Origin of the sequence: Rhodopirellula sp. JB055 (assembly GCF_043100905.1) — a bacterium.
GTDB lineage: Bacteria > Planctomycetota > Planctomycetia > Pirellulales > Pirellulaceae > Rhodopirellula.
The window spans coordinates 1-20,229 of record NZ_JBICHO010000587.1; the positions used below are offsets into that span (position 1 = coordinate 1).

General features: G+C 55.8%; 14 protein-coding genes. 10 read left to right on the top strand and 4 right to left on the bottom strand.

The genetic code is table 11. The annotated features are described in order from the left end of the window. The 7 genes from ACF8AM_RS22985 to ACF8AM_RS23015 all read left to right on the top strand — a co-directional run. Positions 1 to 1,451: tetratricopeptide repeat protein (locus ACF8AM_RS22985; protein WP_392557894.1), on the top strand; the 1,451-nt coding region annotated here is incomplete at its 5' end. Further along, on the top strand, positions 1,448 to 2,182 hold the full coding sequence (gene uppS / locus ACF8AM_RS22990; RefSeq protein ID WP_392557895.1) for a polyprenyl diphosphate synthase: 735 nt from the start codon (positions 1,448 to 1,450) through the stop codon (positions 2,180 to 2,182). The genes ACF8AM_RS22985 and uppS, both read left to right, overlap by 4 nt. Before the next feature lie 80 nt (positions 2,183 to 2,262). Then, positions 2,263 to 3,924 carry a serine/threonine protein kinase gene (locus tag ACF8AM_RS22995; protein WP_392557896.1) on the top strand — a complete coding sequence of 554 codons (1,662 nt, stop codon included), beginning with the start codon at positions 2,263 to 2,265 and terminating at the stop codon, positions 3,922 to 3,924. Positions 3,925 to 3,937: 13 nt separating this feature from the next. Beyond that, positions 3,938 to 4,312, top strand: coding sequence for a hypothetical protein (locus ACF8AM_RS23000; protein ID WP_392557897.1), 375 nt, complete (start codon positions 3,938 to 3,940; stop codon positions 4,310 to 4,312). Between the two features lie 3 nt (positions 4,313 to 4,315). Beyond that, the gene (locus ACF8AM_RS23005; protein WP_392557898.1) at positions 4,316 to 6,871 is read left to right on the top strand and encodes an ATP-binding protein; all 2,556 of its coding nucleotides are present in this window, start codon (positions 4,316 to 4,318) and stop codon (positions 6,869 to 6,871) included. Continuing rightward, positions 6,868 to 8,121: a protein kinase gene (locus tag ACF8AM_RS23010; RefSeq protein WP_392557899.1), complete on the top strand. Its 1,254-nt coding sequence runs from the start codon at positions 6,868 to 6,870 to the stop codon at positions 8,119 to 8,121. Before ACF8AM_RS23005 ends, ACF8AM_RS23010 begins: the two co-directional genes overlap by 4 nt. 6 nt (positions 8,122 to 8,127) lie before the next feature. Continuing rightward, positions 8,128 to 8,811, top strand: a complete 684-nt coding sequence (locus tag ACF8AM_RS23015) for a class I SAM-dependent methyltransferase (protein ID WP_392557900.1) — start codon at positions 8,128 to 8,130, stop codon at positions 8,809 to 8,811. Here the strand turns inward: ACF8AM_RS23015 and ACF8AM_RS23020 are convergent. From ACF8AM_RS23020 to ACF8AM_RS23035, 4 genes are all read right to left on the bottom strand, one after another. Further along, complete coding sequence (locus tag ACF8AM_RS23020; protein ID WP_392557901.1) at positions 8,793 to 9,176, bottom strand: translation initiation factor; 384 nt, start codon at positions 9,174 to 9,176, stop codon at positions 8,793 to 8,795. The genes ACF8AM_RS23015 and ACF8AM_RS23020 overlap by 19 nt on opposite strands. Before the next feature lie 27 nt (positions 9,177 to 9,203). After that, positions 9,204 to 10,898 (bottom strand): SulP family inorganic anion transporter, encoded by a 1,695-nt coding sequence (locus ACF8AM_RS23025; RefSeq protein WP_392557902.1) that lies wholly within the window; start codon positions 10,896 to 10,898, stop codon positions 9,204 to 9,206. A gap of 249 nt (positions 10,899 to 11,147) precedes the next feature. Further along, a complete protein-coding gene (locus ACF8AM_RS23030; protein ID WP_392557903.1) occupies positions 11,148 to 12,515 on the bottom strand; it encodes a sigma-54-dependent transcriptional regulator in 1,368 nt (455 codons plus the stop codon). Further along, positions 12,512 to 13,891: a nitrogen regulation protein NR(II) gene (locus ACF8AM_RS23035; RefSeq protein WP_392557904.1), complete on the bottom strand. Its 1,380-nt coding sequence runs from the start codon at positions 13,889 to 13,891 to the stop codon at positions 12,512 to 12,514. The genes ACF8AM_RS23030 and ACF8AM_RS23035 overlap by 4 nt, the downstream gene beginning before the upstream one ends. 403 nt (positions 13,892 to 14,294) lie before the next feature. On the opposite strand from ACF8AM_RS23035, the gene ACF8AM_RS23040 reads away from it, so the two are divergent. From ACF8AM_RS23040 to ACF8AM_RS23050, 3 genes are all read left to right on the top strand, one after another. Beyond that, complete coding sequence (locus ACF8AM_RS23040) at positions 14,295 to 17,525, top strand: DUF2309 domain-containing protein (RefSeq protein WP_392557907.1); 3,231 nt, start codon at positions 14,295 to 14,297, stop codon at positions 17,523 to 17,525. Then, positions 17,522 to 18,931 carry a proton-conducting transporter membrane subunit gene (locus ACF8AM_RS23045; protein ID WP_392557905.1) on the top strand — a complete coding sequence of 470 codons (1,410 nt, stop codon included), beginning with the start codon at positions 17,522 to 17,524 and terminating at the stop codon, positions 18,929 to 18,931. Before ACF8AM_RS23040 ends, ACF8AM_RS23045 begins: the two co-directional genes overlap by 4 nt. An 11-nt stretch (positions 18,932 to 18,942) precedes the next feature. Further along, positions 18,943 to 20,229 (top strand): proton-conducting transporter membrane subunit (locus tag ACF8AM_RS23050; RefSeq protein ID WP_392557906.1); only part of this gene is annotated, 1,287 nt, incomplete at its 3' end.

The window sequence follows — 20,229 nt, forward strand, 5'->3', positions numbered from 1 at the left end:
TGGCCGAGATCTTGCAGCAAAGCTGGCAAGTTCACCAATCAGGTAACGTGGACGCCGCGATGCAAATGTATCGCGGCGTTTTGCGTCAGGTACCCCAATCTGCCGATGCCTGGGTCTACCTGGGCATTGCGCAGTTCGACAAACGAGATTTCACCGGTGCAGTGGACTCGTACCAAAAAGCGATCGGCCTGCGTTCCAATTTCCCGATCGCATGGAACAACCTCGGCAACGCCTTCCGAATGCTCGGTGAAGTCGACCAAGCTGAAGAAAGCTTTGCCAAAGCACTTCAGTTGCAACCGGGGTATCTTTCCGCGATCAAGAACCGCGGCACACTTTGGATCTGGAACGGTGAAATCGAACGCGGCCTGAAGTGGTACGAAGAAGGATTGGCCATCCAGCCCGACAACGCCGAACTGCATCGCAACTTGGGTGTGATCTCGCTGTTGCTGGGTGACTACGACCGTGGCTGGAATGAATACCGATGGCGTTGGCGAATGCCCGGTGTCGGACGCCCCGCCATCTCGGGTCACCTGCAGACCGCTGGCGGACATGTGCCGGTTTGGTCCGGCCAACCGCTGAACGGAAAAACCGTCCTGATCTATCCCGAACAGGGACTCGGCGATGCAATTCATTTTCTCCGCGTTGCTGCGGCGCTTGCGCAAGATGGCGCTCGCGTCATGGTGGTTTGCCCGCCGAAGTTGATCCCGTTGTTTTCGTCCGCCGTCGGAACATCGGGATTGGGAATCGATCGTTTGATCCCAGACATTGACGCTCAATCGGCTTCGATGAGCCTGCCAGCAGGGGCGACGTTTGATTTCCAAGGATCATTCCTCGAAGTGCTGGACGGTTTGTATCAACGCGATGGCAAGCTGTATGACGGCGCCGATTTGTTTCAAGAAACAGAATCCGGGAGATACTCGGGCTACCTGAGCGTTCCCAATGCAACAATTCACTACTGGGAAAACTACCTTCAGCCGTTGAAACAACCCGGCGAGAAACTGATTGGACTCAATTGGCAGGGCAACCCGGAACATCACGCCGATGTTTATCGCAGCGTTCCCTTGGAAACCTTCCGGCCGTTGATTGAAACCCCCGGCCTGAGAACCATCAGCCTGCAATTTGGTCACGGATCGGAACAACTCAACCAAAGCGAACTGGGGAATTCGATTCACCGTCTGCCAGACAACATCGACCAATCCGGCGGACAATTCGTGGACACCGCCGCCGTGCTCTGCAACTTGGACGTCTTGGTCACCACCGACACCGCCATTGCCCACTTGGCGGGATCGCTTGGTGTCCGCACGATATTGCTGCTGGGAAAAGTTCCCGATTGGCGTTGGCTCCGAACGGGGGAAGAGACCGGTTGGTACCCCAGTGTTGAAATCGTTCGCCAGACCGAACTCGGTGATTGGAAACCGTGCATCCAGGCGGCCCTGTCGAAACTCGCATGACTTCTGTTCCACTTCACAACATGAATCTTCCACGTCACGTCGCGATCATCATGGACGGCAATGGCCGTTGGGCGCAAGCGCGCGATTTGCCTCGCATCGAAGGGCACCGGCGGGGCGTGACGACGGTGCGAACGGTCACCGAAATGGCCAGCGAGCTCAAGCTCGACGCGTTGACGCTGTATTGTCTGTCGAGCGAAAACTGGAAGCGTCCGCAGGCGGAACTCGACTTCTTGATGCATCTGCTTCAGCAATATTTGGTCGAGGAACGACGAACCATCCGCGATCAGAACATGCGTTTGCGATTCATTGGGCGACGCGATCGTCTCAGTGAAGAAGTCCTCAAAGAAATCGCGAAGACGCAGGCGGTGAGCGAGAACAATACCGGAACCGAACTGGTGCTGGCGGTTGATTACGGTGGTCGCGACGAGCTCACACGCATGGCTCGCAGCCTCGCTCAGCGGGTCCAAAGCGGCGAACGATCGCTCGACGAGATCACAGAGTCACTGGTGGACGAATCGCTGGACACAGCGGGACTGCCCGACGTCGATTTGATGATCCGCACCGGCGGGGACATTCGAATCAGCAATTATTTGCTGTGGCAAATCAGTTACGCTGAGTTGTACTTCACGCCAAAATGCTGGCCGGAATTTGAGCGAGACGACTTCCAGGCAGCTTTGGATGAATTTGCCGGCCGACAACGCCGCTTTGGCGGGCTAAACGTGGGCGCCTGATCGACTTCCCGACCCAATCTTCTGCCTCGTGGGTATGATAGAGAAGGTGCTTTTCTCACTCCGTTTTCTTTCATTCTTTCATGCCTCGCAGTCGTCTCGGTCCGCTCGCCATTGAATCCCCGCTGGGTCCCAACCCATCGGCGAGGGATGCGCGTGTGTGGCGTGCCGTGCACATCAAGATGCGAAAGGCGGTGGCCGTTCGCGTGTTCCAAATGCCGTTTGGCGGAACCTTGGAATCGCGACAAGCCTTTGCAGAAGAATGGGATCACCTGAAACAACTCGATCATCCCGCGATCGTGAAATGCTACGGCGGCGGTTTCGAAGAGTCAGAAGCCTACCTGGCCCATGAATTGGTCGAAGGCCCGACTCTGGCGGAAGAGATTCAACGTCGCGGTCGATTGCCTTGGGAATCGGTTTTGGAGTTGGCAGAACCGCTGATCGATGCGTTGATGTATCTGCACGATCGCGACATTGTGCACGGGAGAATCACGCCCGACAAAGTCATCATCGCTGGCTTGAGCCCTGTGCTGATCGACGTTCGCGAAGTTGATGGAACGCCACCGTTCCGCAGCGGCCCGTACCACGTCTCACGCCCGCCTTCGATCGATCAATTGATGCGGTCGGCTCCCGAAGCCCCCACGCAAAACGATCCGGTCACGCCCCGTACCGATCTTTATTTGTTTGGTGCGTTGCTTTACGAAGCGCTCACGGGTACTCCGCCGATCACGGGGTCCACCGTCCAAGAAGTCACCAGCAACCTGAATTATCAATCCCCCACCTCCGTGGCGTCCACCGTGATGGAATGCCCCGTGTGGATGGATCGTCTGGTGATGCAGTTGCTTAACAAGGATCCTGGTCAACGCCCAGTGTCCGCCGCCGCGGTCAAATTGCAGTTGGCCGAAGTTCGCAAACGCGCGATGTCTCGCAGTGGTGTCGCCGAACATGCCTCCAGTGGGTTCAGCCCGTTGTCGGTGACCGACGATGCGGATCGCAAGGAAGCCCGCAAGTTGCTAGGGCGGAATGAAGTCACCGCTGACATCGATGCCATTCCCGATGCGACTCCTTGGCATGACCAAGCGTTGGTTCTGATTCCCATTCTGGCTTTGCTGGTGGGGATGTTGGTTTGGGTCGCTTGGCCGCTGAACGAAGCCAAAATGCGAAGCGAGGCAGAACAGCTATTGGCCGAAGACACTCGGTCATCGATGTCGCAGGCTCGCATCAGTTACCTCGAACCGATGTTGGCCCAGTTCCCCGATGGAGAACATGCTGAATGGGCTTCGGAGCAAATTGATCGCGTCCGCATGATCGAAGCCGAGCATGCATTGACCGTCAAAATGAACCGCAACCTGCCGCTACAGAATGAAGCGGAGCGGCTGGTGGCCGAAGCCATGCGATACGAAACCTTTGGCGACAACGCGACCGCCGTCGACAAATATCAATCGATGATCACGGTGCTCGGTGATGACGAACAATACAAGCCTTTGGTCAACTTGGCCCGCAGCCGAATCGCTCGCATCTCGCAGGCCGACACCGACCAAACCGAAGCCGCCCGGATCATCACGAATCGTTTGAAAGAAGCCGACCGATTGTTCCTCGAAGGACGAACCATCGCCGCCCGAAAGATTTGGTACAGCATTGAAGAGTTGTACGGATCCAATGCGGCGGTCGAGCCGCTTGTATCCACCGCACAAAACCGATTGTCAGAAACCTCCGCCGGTTCCGCCGTCGAACAGCTTCCTTAGCGAGATCGCCTGGATGAATACTGCCGACGCGAATCGGGATCTGCCATCTTCCCAGGAAGAGGATGAGCGGACAGAGCGGGGCCCCAACCATGCCCCAAGCACTTTCTATCGATCCGTCGTGATTCAACCCGGCACGGTTGCTCCGCGGTATTGGAACGGCACATGCGCCGATGATGCGACGCAGTGGTCCAATCGCCCGGTCGCGACCCTGGCGGTCCTGTTCTTTGTGACCGGAGCCTTTGGAATCCCGCTATTATGGCGTCATCCAAACTTCTCATCCTGGCAACGTGTCTTTTGGTCCGTTGCCGTGCTGATCTACACCGTCGCACTCTTTGCAGGAGTCGGCATGTTGGTCCTGCACACGCTCGACCCCGCCCGAGGTAGCTGACTGATGTGGCAAGCGTGGTACGAATACAAAATCGACTACGCTCTGTTCACCATCGTGTTCTTGGCGGGCCACGCTTACGTTCTTTCGCGCATTCGCCGCGCCATGCCTCCCGCCTCATCCATGCATTCTGATGCGGCCGATCCCGCCCCCGTGGGCTCGGGTCTGCGGGCGAGATTGTCATTCTGCATTCTCTCTTTCTTGCTGATCGGTGGGTTCCTGGCCGTCGAAACCGGCGACCGCATTCAACGATCTCGACTCCGTCAACAAGTCTTTGGCATCGCCCCTACTTACGCCGCCGAATTGCAACAGCTCGGGCACGCGAAAATCAGCGAAGCGACCTCGCCGAACGATCCTGTTTACCTGCGTATGATTGACGCTCAGAAACGGTGGCTGTCAGTCAATCCGCAGATCACCGATATCTACACGATGCGTCACCTCAGCGAATCGGAACGGGACCTGCATCCGCCACAACAACAGGGCAATCGAACTCGTCTGCCCTTCAATATCATCATCGACTCCGAGACCGACTACAGCGGCGACGGAAAAATCGAAGGAGTCCGGGAAGAGCGAACTGAAATAGGCGAAATCTTCTACGACAGCAGCGTGGAGCAAATCGAACAAGCCTTCCGCGGAAAAACAACCTTCGCCGACCAACCCAGCCAAGACCGTTGGGGCACCTGGGTTTCCGCTTACGCCCCGATGTTTGATTCTGAGGGCAATGTCGAAGCCTTGGTGGGAGTCGACTTCCCGTCCACGCATTACATCCACTCGATCATCGTCACGCGTCTCATCGTGATGGGAATGACCGCTGCTCTCATCGCATTGTTCCTCGGCGCAGTCACCAGCATCGGGATGCTTAAAGCCGGCATTGCAGCCCAACAACGCAATCACGCGTTGCTCCAAGTCCAACGCGATTTGGCGACCCAAGCTGCCTCTCAAGCGCGACAAGCGGCCACCACGACAATCCAGTTTTTGGCCAACATGAGCCATGAAATCCGGACTCCCATGCTCGGAATCCTTGGCACCACGGAACTGATGACCCGCAGTTCGCTCGATGACAAGCAGCGACATTACATGCACATGATTCAAACATCAGCGAAAGGCTTGCTGACCGTGCTCAATGACATCCTTGATTTTTCAAAAGTTGATTCCGGTCAAATGACGCTGGAATCGGTGCCGTTCGAACTGAAGGATCTTCTCAGCCAAACCATGCATGCGGTGGTCAACCTGAAAGGCGAGAACGTCGAACTCAGGTTCCAACCTCCCGTTGGCGTGCCAGAAATCATCATTGGCGATCCCACCCGTCTCCGCCAAGTCCTGATCAATTTGGTTGGCAATGCCTTGAAGTTCACCGATCAGGGCTGCGTCACCGTGACCATCGAAAACGAGTCCCAAGATGCTACCACCTTGGACACTTCCGATACCCAAGGGTCGCGAATTGTCTTCAACATCACCGACACGGGCATCGGGATGACAGCACAACAACGCGCCAACATCTTCGACGCATTCACCCAAGGAGACGCTTCCACGACACGGCGTTTCGGTGGAACCGGGCTGGGGTTATCGATCAGCTCGCAATTGGTGGAGCTGATGGGTGGGCATCTTCAAGTCAGCAGCGAACCGGAAAAAGGCAGCAACTTTCGTTTTGACATCCCGTTGCGAACCCCGGACGGCTCGACGCAGCATGTGACCGAACGGTCCCTGTCTCCCGATCAACCAACCGATTCCTTTGGACGTTGTGAACGCCCGTTGAAATTGTTGTTGGTCGAGGACGGAGCCATCAACCGAACCGTCGCCGAAACCATGTTGCAATCACGCGGGCACCAAGTCACATCGGTTTCCAATGCCAAAACGGCGATTGAACAACTGCGATCGTATCCGTTCGACCTGGTACTGATGGACGTGCAGATGCCGGAGATCGATGGTTTGACGGCGACTCGAATCATTCGCAACGACTTGCCCGCGCCAGCCTGCGACGTTCCCATCATTGCGTTGACCGCCCACGCCATGCGAGAAGACCGCCAACGTTGCTTGGATGCAGGAATGAATGAATGCTTGACCAAACCCTACCCGCCAGAATTGCTGTTTGAGACGATCGAATCACCCGCATTCCATCGTGAAAAGGATCACGACGACTTGCTTTCGACAACGCGTGCTGCGCCCAATCGATCCGCGTCTCTGGATCGCGAGATCATTTTTCAGAATGTCGGTGGTGATCTCCGACTTCTTGAGATGTTGTCTCAGACGGTCTCCAACGAATTGCCGTCCCAAATTGAGCGTCTGAATCAGGCCATCGATGCAGGCGATTCGGACCAGGTTGCTCGGGCCGCACACACGTTGAAAGGCACGGCGGCGGCCATCGGAGCCACCCGAGCGCGAGAAATCGCTGACAGCATGGAAACCTTTTCTCTCGCAGAGACGTCTGTAAAGGAAGGGGCACATGATCTAGACAACCAGAGAAAAGCACTCGTCAGTGCTTTCGAATCGGCTCAAACTGAACTGCAGACACTTTTGCGTTCTTCTTCCGGAAACGGCCAACCCGGAAACGAAACACCATGAAATTGTTGATCGCGGACGACAACCCAGTTTGGCGCAACCTGATTTCGGCAGCCGTCGAAAACTGGGGCTACCAGATCGAACTGGCTTCCGATGGCAACGAAGCGTACCAACTCTTGCGGTCGGAAGACCCACCGCGATTGGCATTGCTGGATTGGTTGATGCCTGGCATGGAAGGGGTCGAAATTTGTCGCCGAATCAAGCAGGATCCTGAGCACCCTTTCACCTACATCATTCTGCTGAGCAGCCGCGACCGCGACGAAGACATGATCCAAGGGTTGGACGCGGGAGCCGATGACTACCTGACCAAACCAATCGTGGCACCGCTGTTAAAAAGTCGCTTGGCAGCCGCGCGCCGAATCATCAAAGCCGTGCCGCCAATGAAATGGACGAAGCCGCAAATCGATGGCTTTGATGTCGAAAACCTGATCGGACGAGGCGCCTTCGCCACCGTTTGGAAAGGTGTGCATCGAGCTTCTGGTAGACCTGCCGCAATCAAGATCATTCGTGCGGACTTGGCCACCGACCTCGTCTTTGAACGGTTCGCCCGCGAAATTCAGGTGATGCGTAAAATGAATCATCCTGGGATCGCCACCATCTACGCCAGCCACCTGGAACGTGACTTGGCCTACTATGTGATGGAACTGATCGAAGGCGAATCGTTAGCGAATCACATCGCCTCAGAATCACCGCGAGCCACCCGAATCATTGAGATGATTGCATCGGTTTGTGACGCGTTGCAACACGCTCACGACCACGGCGTGATTCACCGCGACGTCAAGCCGTCTAACATCATGGTCGGGCCGGACGGACACCCCAAGCTGGTCGACTTTGGATTGAGCAAATCCATGTTTCGAACGAAGCTTCCCGCTTCCAACAGCAGCACGCACGATGGGGCGGTCCTCGGAACACCGCTCTACATGTCACCCGAACAAGCTCGTGGAGACGCCGAAAGCGTGGATCACCGGTCGGACCTTTACTCCGTCGCGACGATCCTCTATCTGTTTCTTCTGCGCGAGCATCCACACGATGCCCTGTCGCTCAGCCGTGAAGAAACCATTGATGCCATCGCAAACACGGATCCACGACCCGCGACGGAAATCAATCCAAAATTCAACCCGAAACTCGAAGCCATTCTGTCGCGATGCCTGTCCGACGATCCCGAAGAGCGACCGCAATCCGCCGGGCAACTGGCGCGAGAACTTCGCGAATTTCTGAACACTCGCGCCGCGACGCGTCCTCCAAATTCTTGATCTCTCATGCCTCGACTGGATGACCGCCTGAAATTGGTGGCGGCTCAAATTGAGAGGTCCATCCACGCTGACATCGGTTCCGACCATGGACACTTGCTCGCCGCTTTGCTGGCATCCGGCAGAATCCGGCGTGGCATCGCGGTTGAAAACAAACTGCAACCCTACCGAAATTCAACGGCTACCTTGTCAGCTTTGAACGCGGAAGTCCGATTGGGCGACGGCCTGGAGGTCCTCCACGAAAAAGAAGTCGAATCGCTCAGCATCTGCGGAATGGGCGGGCAATCCATTGTTCAGATTCTCAGCCAACATCCCGAACGATTGCCGGACGAGATGATCTTGCAACCCAACAAAGCGATCGATCTGGTCCGGCGATGGGCACTCAATCATGGCTACTGGTTGATCGACGAACAGAGCACATCGGGCTCGCGTCGCTTTGAGGTCCTGCGGCTGCAACGATCCACCGCGATTCCCGATCCAATCTATCAACGCCTCGAAACAATCCACCTGAATGAATCGCTGGGTTTGATCTTTGGACCTTGGTTTCTACTGCGAAGAGACGAGGACCTGCGACAACGTCTGACCGCCGAACAAACGTACCTTCAATCCAAACCAAAACTGACCGCCGCAAGTCGCGAGCGGATGAAGGCGATCGAGCAAGTGCTCTGCAACGTTCACTTCCGAAGTCGGTAACCGATCTCACCAAGCTTTTGCCGGACCCGGTCGACGTGGTCGCCTTGCAACTCGATCAGATCATCGGCCTTCTTCACGGTCCCGCCTGCGCCGCACACAGATTGCAGCTTTCCAAGTAGATCAGGCAGATCGTTGGCACGCGACGTCAAACCTTCGACCAAGGTCACCGTGCGACCACCTTTGCGGCGATCCAATCGAACGCGAGCCGTTTGCTTTTCCGGTGGCAGCCGATCCGCTTCCCGCTGCTTCTCAGCCTCGGCTTCCGCCCTCTGCGCCGGCGTGCATTGACACTCGGATTCCTGTTGACCGCATAAATCGCAGGTCGGCGGGATATCAAACGGGGTTCCCGCGAAGAGACGCGTCATGACGTCGGTGGGGGCAATAGGGTCGAATCAATGATTCACGAGCGACCGCTTTCGAGCGGCCATCGGATGTCGTGAGAACGGTTGATGATGATCCATCCCCACGAGATTCAATTCAATCCCTTCCCGAGCAAATTCACCCTCGAGTTCATGCAATTTTTCCATCACGCTGTGATCGATCAAGTGAACATCGCTGAAATCGACCGTGCAGTTCTTGCCTTGCTTCAAACTTCTTTCCACCACTCGGCGGCGGAACCCGATCCAGTTGCTGAATACCGCTGACTCAGTGGCATGAACATTGACTTCAGTTTCCGACGATTCATCGAATTCCAGTGCCGGCACAAACAGCGACCGAAGGGGGACACCATTGAACATGTGAATCGCGAATTTGGTCGCGATCCCGATCGCGATGCCAATCAACAAGTCGGTGGCCAATACAGCGATCATGGTCGTCGCGAAGATGATCAATTGCTCACGCCCAACGCGGTACACGCTTCGGAATTCACTGGGCGAGGCCAAACGAAACCCGGTGAAAACCAGCATCGCTGCCAACGCGGCCCGAGGAATGTTGTGAATCAATCCCGGCAACAAGGCGACAAACCCAAGTAGAAAAACACCATGCCACATATTCGCGAAACGCGTCTTCGCTTCATTGTCGATGTTGGCTTTGCTACGAACGATCTCTGAGATCATCGGCAAACCTCCAATCATCGAAACGAGTGCGTTGCCGACACCGACTGCCCACAAGTCTCGATCCAAGTTGGTCTTTCGTTTGTACGGGTCCAACATGTCGACCGCTTTGGCACTGAGCAACGATTCCAGCGAACCGATCAACGCGAACATCAACACCCAACCCAATGCAGCGGGCAGCGTTTCGCTATTGAGAAACACGCCAAAGTCAGGAAACGTGATTGCACCAAACAAATTGAAGGGCACCGTTACCAAATCGTTTTCACCCACCGTGTATTCATTGCCCATCAAGGTGTAGGTGTGATCACTGGCTAAGTTCATTGCCATTCCCATCGGAATGGCGACCAACAAGACCACCAACGGCCCTGGAACTTTGTCAATCCAACCACCGCTCGTGCGGCTCTTCCAAAACGCCAACCCAAACAAGATCAACAAAGAAACACCACCGATCAACGCAATTTCAGGATTCGCGTTCATCAACAAGTGCGGCAACTCAAGCAGAATCTCGAGCGGTTCCCCGGTCGCGGACTGCCCAACAACGATGGGCAATTGCTTGACCATGATGATGACGCCGATCGCCGCCAACATGCCGTGCACGGCCGCGGTGGGAAAGAAATCGCCGAGGATTCCAGCTCGCAACAACCCAAAGGCGATCTGGACCACACCGGCCACGACGCCAACTGCGAGCGCCATTTTGTAAGCTTGCATGTCCGCCACCGGATCCACGCCGGCTGTGTAGCCAAAGCTATTCACGGCACCGAGCACGATCACAATCATCCCGGCGGCAGGGCCTTTGATGGTCAGTTCGCTGTTGCTCAGGAACGTTGTCAGCACCGACCCCACAATGGCAGTGAACACACCGGCGATGGCTGGAAAACCGGATGCCAGTGAGATCCCCAAACACAGCGGCAGGGCGATCAGGAACACCAAACCACCGGCAATCAGGTCGTCTTTGAAATAACGCTTGAAGCCACTGAGATCGCCGCGTGGCGGCTCGTCGGTGTTGGTGACGTTGGGTTCCGTGGGTGCGTTCATATTGGAATCGGCATCGCAAAATGAGTGAAATCCATTGCCGCCGTAGCGGACTGCCCACCCAAGAGCACGCACCGTACCAAGTCGGTTTCAGACCCAGCCCAGACCGCATCCGGTCATCTGTTTTGGTCGCAAATCACGGCCCCAAACCGAGACAGATTTTCTGTAAAAACACGTGATCTGCCGCGTCACTGACACTCCCACTGCAGGAAAGTGCAAGCGTTTGCGTGAACCATGCAAAGATTTGCAGGCCTAGTGCAAACCGTAGCGTCCCATTTTGTAGTGCAGCGTCCGAACGCTCACCCCAAGCCGTTTGGCAGTGTTTTCGCGATGGAAATCGCATTCCGCCAACACCGCTGAAATCATCTCTCGTTCACAAGCTTCCACCGCTTCGCTCAGGGAAGCGGGCAGCACGTTGGTCCCGCTGCCGGGAATCGCAGGCTGCAGGTCCGCCGGCAATTCATGAGAATCGATCACGTCCCCCGTGTGCGTGACCACCAACCGCTCGACCAAATTGCGAAGCTGACGAACGTTCCCTGGCCACTGGGCACCCACCAGGACCCGCATCGCATCGGGAGCAATTTGCTTCATCGGCCGACCGTGTCGGGAGCAAAAATGTTGCAAGAAATGCTCGATGAGCAACGGGATGTCATCGCGGCGTTGGCGAAGCGAAGGCACTTCGATCGGAATCACGTTCAACCGATAATAAAGGTCTTCGCGAAAGGTGCCGTCTTGGATCAGTTCCGGTACCGATTTGTTGGTCGCAGACACCACTCGGACATCCGTTTCCAACAGGGTTTCCCCACCGACCCGAGTGAACCGACGTGATTCCAACACCCGCAGCAAATCGACTTGGCTTTTCGCGGACATCTCGGTGACTTCATCCAAGAATAGCGTTCCGCCGGCCGCCTGTTCAAAGCACCCTGGTTTTTGTCGCGAGGCGCCGCTGAAGGACCCCTTCTCGTGACCAAACAACTCACTTTCGAGCAGCGTTTCGGGCATCGCGCCCAAGTTGACAGCCACGAATGGGCCACCACTGCGGTCGCTCAGATCATGCAGTGCTCGAGCGACAAGTTCTTTTCCCGAGCCGCTTTCCCCTTGGATCATCACGGTGGCTTCCGTCGCGGCGACTTGCCGAATTTGGTGAAAGACATCCTGCATTGCCGCGCACTGACCAATGATATTGGACAGTTCTCCCGCGTCGGCCAATCGAGTTCGCAGTGATTGATTTTCCTGACGCAGCTCTCGGTGCTCACGCGCTTTGCGGACCTGCTGCCGGACCAAGTTCAAATCCAATGGTTTGGAAATGAAATCGAAAGCGCCGGCTCGCATGGCATCCACCGCGGTTTCGACCGTTCCGTGCGCAGTGATCACGATCACCGACACTTCCGGATCGAGGTGCCGCATTCGACCGAGCAGTTCGATTCCATCCATGCCTCCACCCAATCGAACATCCGCGATCACCAATTGGAAATGGCCCGCTTCGAACTTTGCCAAACCAGTTTCGGCGTCCACTGCGGTTTCGATCCGGTCCGCTTCATTGACCAATCCTTTTTCCAAACCCGATCGAATGTTGGGTTCGTCATCGACGATCAATACGGAAAATTCGCTGCGGTTCATGCTGGTTGACTCATGGGAAGAAGGACCGTGAACTCGGTTCCTTGGACTGAATGGTCAGCGTCGGATGCGTCGCTCTCGATCACCCGAAAATCAATGCTTCCATCGTGTTGACGGACGATCTTGTCACACAAAGCCAACCCCATTCCAGTACCATTGCTGCGGGTTGTGAAGTACGGATCAAAGATACGTGACCTGATTTCCTCGGGAATCCCGTTGCCTTCATCACGGACGTCAATCCGAACGAAATCATCTTGGCGACTGAGCCGGAAGGTGAGCTTTCCTCCATCGGTCATCGCAGCCATCCCATTGAGTGCCAAGTTCAAAAGGACCTGTTCCAAACCGACCGAGTCACCCTGGATCAAACCCACCATTTCAACCGGAAGTTGAACGTCCAACTGCACCGATTGTTGCTCGGCTTGTGGACGCAGCAACCGCACCAATCGTTCGACCAATATCGCCACATCCACTGAAGTACGGCCGATTTGATTGGTCGACGCGTAGTTCCGGAACCCATCCAAAACGTCGTTGATGCGATGAACTTCGGTGTGCAAAACATCCAACAACTCATCGACTTCCGCATCCTTGGTGGTGACCTCTAGCCGCTCACACAACAATTGAATGTGCAGCGACAGGGCACTCAGCGGGTTCTTGATCTCATGCTGCAATCCCGCGGCGAGCGAGCCAAGTCCCATGTAACGTTCCATCCGGCGGAGGCGTTCTTCGATCAATTCCTTTTCGGAAACATCCCGCACGTGGAGCACGGTGCCAATTTCCTCGCCACGTCGATTTCGAAGCAAAGTGCATCCCGCTCGCAGTGTTTGCCGGAACCCTTGGTTGTCGAGGGTGTAGTCACGGTCGCGAATCGGATGGTGGTATGTTGCGACCTCGTCGCGAATTTCTGCGAGCAAAGCATGCCGCTTACCGAGTGATTCCAACGTCCGGCCCAGATGCTCTTCGGTGCAATCGACCAATTGCATTCCGCTGGGGTTGATGCTGGTCATCCGGCCATTTCGATCCGTCGTGATGACCCCGGCGTCCATGCTGGCCAGCACGTCCGTGGAGTAGACTTTGACATCTTCCAACGTCCGTTCGCTGCTGAGGTAACCGCGGACAAGCCAAGCGAGGGCGATTGCCGTTCCGATGACGTTCAATCCCAGCAACACGGCCAACCCGCCCTGCAAACTCAGTTCGCCGGATAATTCGCGGGCGGCTTCGAGATCACTTTTTGGCAAGTGCTCGGTCAGCTTGGCAAAGATTTCCTGCTCGTGTTGGGCGTGATACATCATCACCGCCGTGACCGCGAACGCCGTCAGGCTCAACAACGCCAGGACCGCAGCAAATCGCCGGACGCTGGGGCCATCGTGATTGTCAAACATCTGGATTGGGTGGTTGGAGGGACAGGTTCATTGCGGTGCCTGTGCAAGGTATTGCAGTGCAAGCATGCAAAAAACTGCACGCTGCCCAACGGCATCCAATCTTCTGTGACATGCAATACAGGGCCAAAAACCCTAGCATTTACGCCATGCAAGCTCACCAGTTGCTTTGGTTTTCGTCCACAAACAGCCTTGGCACAACACGTGCTTCCGCAATCCCCTACTGTTTTCATGCACTCAAGCAGATCGCCCCCTAAAGGTGTCAGCCACCTTTCGGCGGCCCATCGCCCTTTGAGCCGCTTCGGCAAAACGGATTTTCATTTGTCTTTATTGCCTCACGCGTTCTGATTCAGCGGGCCGCGCCAAACCGGCCAGATGAAGCTCGCCTGTCCCCACCTCCACATCGATTGCATCCGGCGTGACCACCGACAACCGCGATCAAACGGCTTCCCCCTTCGCAGACTCTGACAACACATCATTGCCGGACGATCTGGCCGCCAACCCGACGCAGACGAAGCCCCCAAGCGACGATGTCGCCCGTGCGATTCTGCACGCCAGGCACTACCTGCCGGCTCAGGGTCCGATCTCGGTCTTCGTTCACCACAACACCCTGCACGCATTCGACGACATGCCGTTTGAGGAAGCCGTGCTGGAGGGCGGCCGCCGATTTGGATGCGAGCCTTATCTGAGCGAAGAACGCTATCACGAGGAACTTGCTCGAGGCCGGATCAGCCGCGAAGACCTTCGCGAAGTCTTGATGGCTGATCTGGAGGAAGACGCAGATAAGTTGGTGGCAACGTTTGGGACTCGATACACATTGCGTTTGTCGATGTTGCAAACAGAGCTTCAGCCGATGCCTGAATCAGACCTGAGCTGGGCGTTGGCTGAAACAGAATTGCTGGATCAGTTTCGAAGCGAGGTCCCGACTCCCTATCGTGAAAAAACAATCACTCAGACTCGCAGTTGGGTGATGCGGCAGTTGGAACCGCTCGCGAAAACCGACCCGAACTCAACCGATTCACCCGCGCAACCTTCGCCCCTTCCCGAATCACTGCTGAAACGATTGCAAGCGGAAGGCGAATCGAAAATCCATCGTTGGAATGACCAACAATGGGAATCGTTCGTCTTGCACGCCTTGTGGGAAGCTTGCCAGCAAGGGGTGGAACAGGCCGATGTGCAGCTGCCAGCGGAAACTCAGATTGCCTCCTTCAACCAATTGATGCTGGGTGAACTGGGAGTCGACCTGAATGTGAAGATTGATGAAGTCCTGATTCGCTTCTGCGGCAGTTTCCTCGACCAGGGTTTTGCTGATTGGGCGCTACCGGAACGCGAAAATGGTTTTGCAAAATCTTTCGCGGACTTGTTTCTAGGTCGGTGGACCATCCGTGCGGACTGGATGGTGGACATCAGCCCGGCTCTGCAAGAAGTTCAGAACAGGGAATGGGATGCGATCGAGAGCATCGCACAATCCCTTGAAAACCTAGGGATCCCAAGCGACGAACGCGAGCGTTTTCTGTCCGAATCTTTGCTCGCGTTGAGAGGTTGGGCGGGCATGATTTGGCAGATGGAAACGAACAGCCCGTTCTTGCCAAACCCGGTCCCGGAAGGTTCTTTGAACGAATACCTGGCCATTCGTTTGATCTTGCTCACGCACGCGGTGAAATATTTCGGCAAGGTTCCTTTTGGCACCCAGGCCACGAACGAGATCTACGGGCTTGCGTTGCAATCGGCGCGATCTCGGTCGACTCCTTCGAAACGTTCACGGACCCACACGATTTTCCAGTTGGCTCAATTGGGCGGCTGGACACCCGAACAATTGCTGAACATGTCCGCCGCTCAGTGGCGATGTTTGATCACGGAGATCGAATCGTTTCCGTCATTGGATCGCCGTCGTTTGTTGCACGCTGCCTACGAGCGTCACTACGCCAAGCAAGCTCTCGATGCGATCGCGATTCACTCTCGTCGCCGGCGAGACCCCGACCAAACGCCTCCGCCTCCAGCGTACGCCGCAATCTTTTGCATTGACGATCGAGAAGAATCGTTCCGGCGGCATTTGGAAGAGGTCGATCCGGAATGCCGGACCGCATCTGCGGCTGGTTTCTTCGCCGTTGCGATGTACTACCAAGGAGCCGACCACGCCGATTTCCGACCACTGTGTCCAGGAATCATCTCCCCCAAACATTATGTGCGTGAAGAACCCTTGTTCTCATCCATGGCGGATGGTGAACGAAGAGCAATTCGCCGACGACGGTTGGGACGGTTCGCCCATCAGATCCATCAGAACTCACGAACTCTGATCGGTGGTTGGGTCACGGGCCTGTTTGGTGCTGTGGCAACGGTCCCCATGGTGGCCCGAATTTTGGCACCGCGTTTGACTTCACAAATCCGTGAGTCGATGGGAAATTTTGTGCGTCCGCCTACAACGGAACTGCACCTCGAACGCTTGGCTTCCGAACCGGGGTCCGAACCGGAATCGATGGGTTACAGCCTGGATGAAATGTCCCAGATCGTCGTTCGGATTCTGGAAGACATCGGAATGGTCAAAGACTTTCCACCGATCATTGTGTTCTTTGGTCATGGCAGCGACAGCCTGAACAACCCTCATGAATCCGCCTACAACTGCGGGGCTTGCAGTGGCGGTCGCGGTGGCCCCAACGCGCGGGCTTTTGCGGTGATGGCAAACGACCCCCGAGTCCGTCGAAGGGTCGCCGAACAAGGGATCGAGTTGCCAGAGGACGTGCGTTTTGTGGGGGCTTACCACAACACGTGCAACGACGATGTGGACTACTACGATTTGGATTTGCTGCCTCGATCGCATCGCGCGTTGTTCCGGCGGATTGAATCCAGCGTCAATGAAACACGAGCGAGAAACGCGCACGAGCGAGCCCGCAGGTTCGAATCCGCGCCGTTGGATCTGACACCACAAGAAGCTCTCGAGCACGTCGAAGAACGCGCGGAAGATTTGTCACAGGCTCGTCCGGAATACAACCATGCGACCAACGCCCTGGTTACCGTTGGCCGTCGCGAATGGTCGCGTGGTTTGTTCTTGGACCGTCGCGCGTTTGTGACCGAATACGACCCTGCGGTGGACGATGAAAACAGCAGCGTGCTCACCCGGATTCTGCAAGCGGCCATTCCCGTGTGCAGTGGTATCAGCTTGGAATACTATTTCTCGACCGTGGATGTGGAGGGATACGGTTGCGGTTCCAAACTGCCGCACAACGTGGCTTCGATGATTGGCGTGATGACGGGAGCCGCCAGTGATTTGCGTCCCGGACTTTCGCAGCAAATGGTCGAAATCCATGAGCCGATGCGAATCCTGTTTGTCATCGAAACCACACCAGAAAAGCTCAGCAAACTGGTTGCCGAAAACGAAGGCATTCGTCGCTTGGTAGAAGGCAACTGGGTCCAAGTCGCAGTCATCGATCCGTCCACGTCCACCATTCAGCGTTATGTCAACGGACACTTCGAACCGCATGTGGTTTCAAGCACCGAGATCCCGACGGTCCAATCGTCGATGCAGTGGTACCGGGGTCAACGCGACCACCTGGGCTTTGCAAGCATTCCAGAAACAAAAATCAAACAACCGATGAAATCATCTGAATCGAACGCCAATCGATCGGGGGCTCTCGCATGAGCACTCTGGATCTTTTCTTTCAAGTGCTGGGGACAATTGTGGTCGCCAGCCCCGTGTTGTTGCTCGCTGTGCTGGGATTGTCTCTGTTGCTGAACCGTCCATTCAGCGAAACCACCACTGTTCGGCTGACACAAACGTCTGTGTTGTTGTCACTGTTACCAGCAATTGCGATTTTGATCTTGATGCTGGCGACCGGTCTTCGAAACATCCCCATTGAGATTGGCAATTGGGTCACGATCCCTGAGCAAGCGTTTCACTTCCATCTGAAATTCACGTTCGATCGTCTGAGCATTCCGTTCTTGATGCTGTCGTGCGTTTTGTGTGGGGTCGTGGGTGAATTCACTCGGCGATACCTGCACCGCGAACAGGGCTTCACTCGGTTCTTTTTGTTCTACGCCATCTTCTATTGTGGGATGGTGCTGTCTTCGTTGGCGGGGACGATTGAGACCCTGTTCGTTGGCTGGGAGATGGTTGGTTTGTCGTCGGCTTTGCTGATCGCTTACTTTCACGAACGCGAAAATCCGGTTCGAAATGGACAACGTGTTTGGACGATTTATCGGCTGTCCGATGCGGCTTTGTTGATTGCCGCGATCACCATGCATCACATGGTTGGCGAAGGTGACTTTGGCGGGTTGATGAATTCCGGGATCTGGCCCGAAGGCACTGCGGCAGTGACGTCATCCCAAGCACTGTTGGTTGGCACGCTGTTGCTGATTGGTGCAGCAGGGAAATCGGCTTTGTTCCCGTTCAGCGGTTGGTTGCCGCGGGCGATGGAAGGTCCCACGCCTTCGAGTGCCATTTTTTATGGGGCGTTGTCCGTGCACCTGGGTGCCTACTTGTTGCTTCGGCTCAGCCCGTTGATCGAGGCGTCCCTCGCATTGCAGATGATGGTGCTGTCACTCGGAGCGATCTCAGCGATCGGGGGCGCGTTGATGTCTCGAGTTCAAAACGACGTCAAAACCTCACTCGCCTTCGCGTCCCTGACTCAAGTAGGGATCATCGTCGTTGAGATTGGATTGGGACTCCGCTACTTAGCGCTGATTCACATCATGGGTCATGCGACATTGCGAACCATGCAATTGCTTCGCGCTCCGACGCTGATTCGTGATTACAACGACTTAGAAAACAAAATCGGTTCGCGTCTTCAGCAACCGTCATGGTCCGGCGTGCGTTGGCTGCCACAGTCACTTCAGCGTTGGTGCTATCGGTTTGGTTTCGACCGCGGTTTCATGGACATCGCCTTGGACCGCTGGGTTGCTGGGCCGTTTTTAAAGTGCTTTCGCACTTGCAACGCCTGGGAACAAAAGGTCACTCGGTTGTTATCGAATGAACCGGAACCAAGCACCGAAGAGGCCTCGCCGGATTCGGTCGACGCGTCATCACAAGACATCTCCACCGCCGCTTAGGAATTCAACCGTTGTCAGAACTGCATTTCCCCTGGATTGAATGCTCGATCCTTGTTCCGCTGCTTGGTGCGTTGTGGTTGCAATGGCGGGGCGATGGCGAACGCGCTTTGCGAGACACGGTCGCGGTGTGCTTCGTCACGTTGTTGCTGACGATGGGAGAGTTGATCGACTTCACCCTGGTCGGCGCCTTTGAAGCCCATGATCACTGGCCGTTTCTGAGCTGGATTTTTCCGCCGGATATCTTCGTCATTGACGAACTGAGTGCTTTCCAATTGCCACTGGCAGCCGTGATTTTCATGGTCATCGTGCTATCGACGCTCCGCACAAAAGCCCCGCGGTTCTCGTTAGAACTGGCCCTGGTATCGGAATCGTTGGTGTTGGCCACGTTCAGTTGTCGAGCCTCGTGGGCATTGATCGTGTTGCTCGTCGCATCAACGATTCCACCGTTCTTGGAATTGCGTCGTCGTGAGCGCTGCTCCCGAATCTATTGCCTGCACATGGGCTTGTTCGCGGGATTGCTTGTCATTGGCTATGGATGGTTGACGATGGTGGACCCCAGTTCTTCCGCCGTTCTCATCCCGGGTGCATTTCTGACAGCAGCCGGACTGCTGCGAAGCGGTATCTTTCCGCTGCATTTGTGGATGACAGATCTCTTTGAAAAAGCGACCTTCGGCACAGCGATTTTGCACACGACTCCGTTGGTCGGCGCCTACGCGGTGATGCGTCTGGTCCTGCCGATCGCTCCTGCGTGGGCACTCCAAAGCATCGCGGTGCTGTCGTTGTTCACGGCCGTGTATGCCGGTGCGATGGCATTGGTGCAATCGGACGCTCGCCGAATGTTTTGTTTCTTGCTGCTGTCGCAGTCGTCTTTGATCTTGGTGGGTCTGGAACTGGTGACACCGATCGGTCTGACCGGTGCGCTGTGCTTGTGGTTGTCGGTTGCAATGTCTTTGACCGGGTTTGGGATCACACTGCGTTGCATCGAAGCCCGCATCTCGCGAATTTCGCTCAATGAGTTCCATGGGCTCTACCCGCAAATGCCGATGCTGGCAGGCTTCTTTTTGCTCACAGGGCTCGCCTCGATTGGGTTCCCCGCGACCGTCGGATTTGTGGGGATGGAGTTGCTGATTGAGGGTGCGGTGGAGGTCTATCCGTTGGTTGGAACCATGGTGGTGATCGCGACCGCGTTCTGTGGCATCGCAGTTCTACTGGCTTACTTTCGTGTCTTCACCGGACGCGAAAATCGGACTGTGATCTCAATGCGAGCTCGGCCTGCAGAGCGTTTCGCGGTTTTGTTG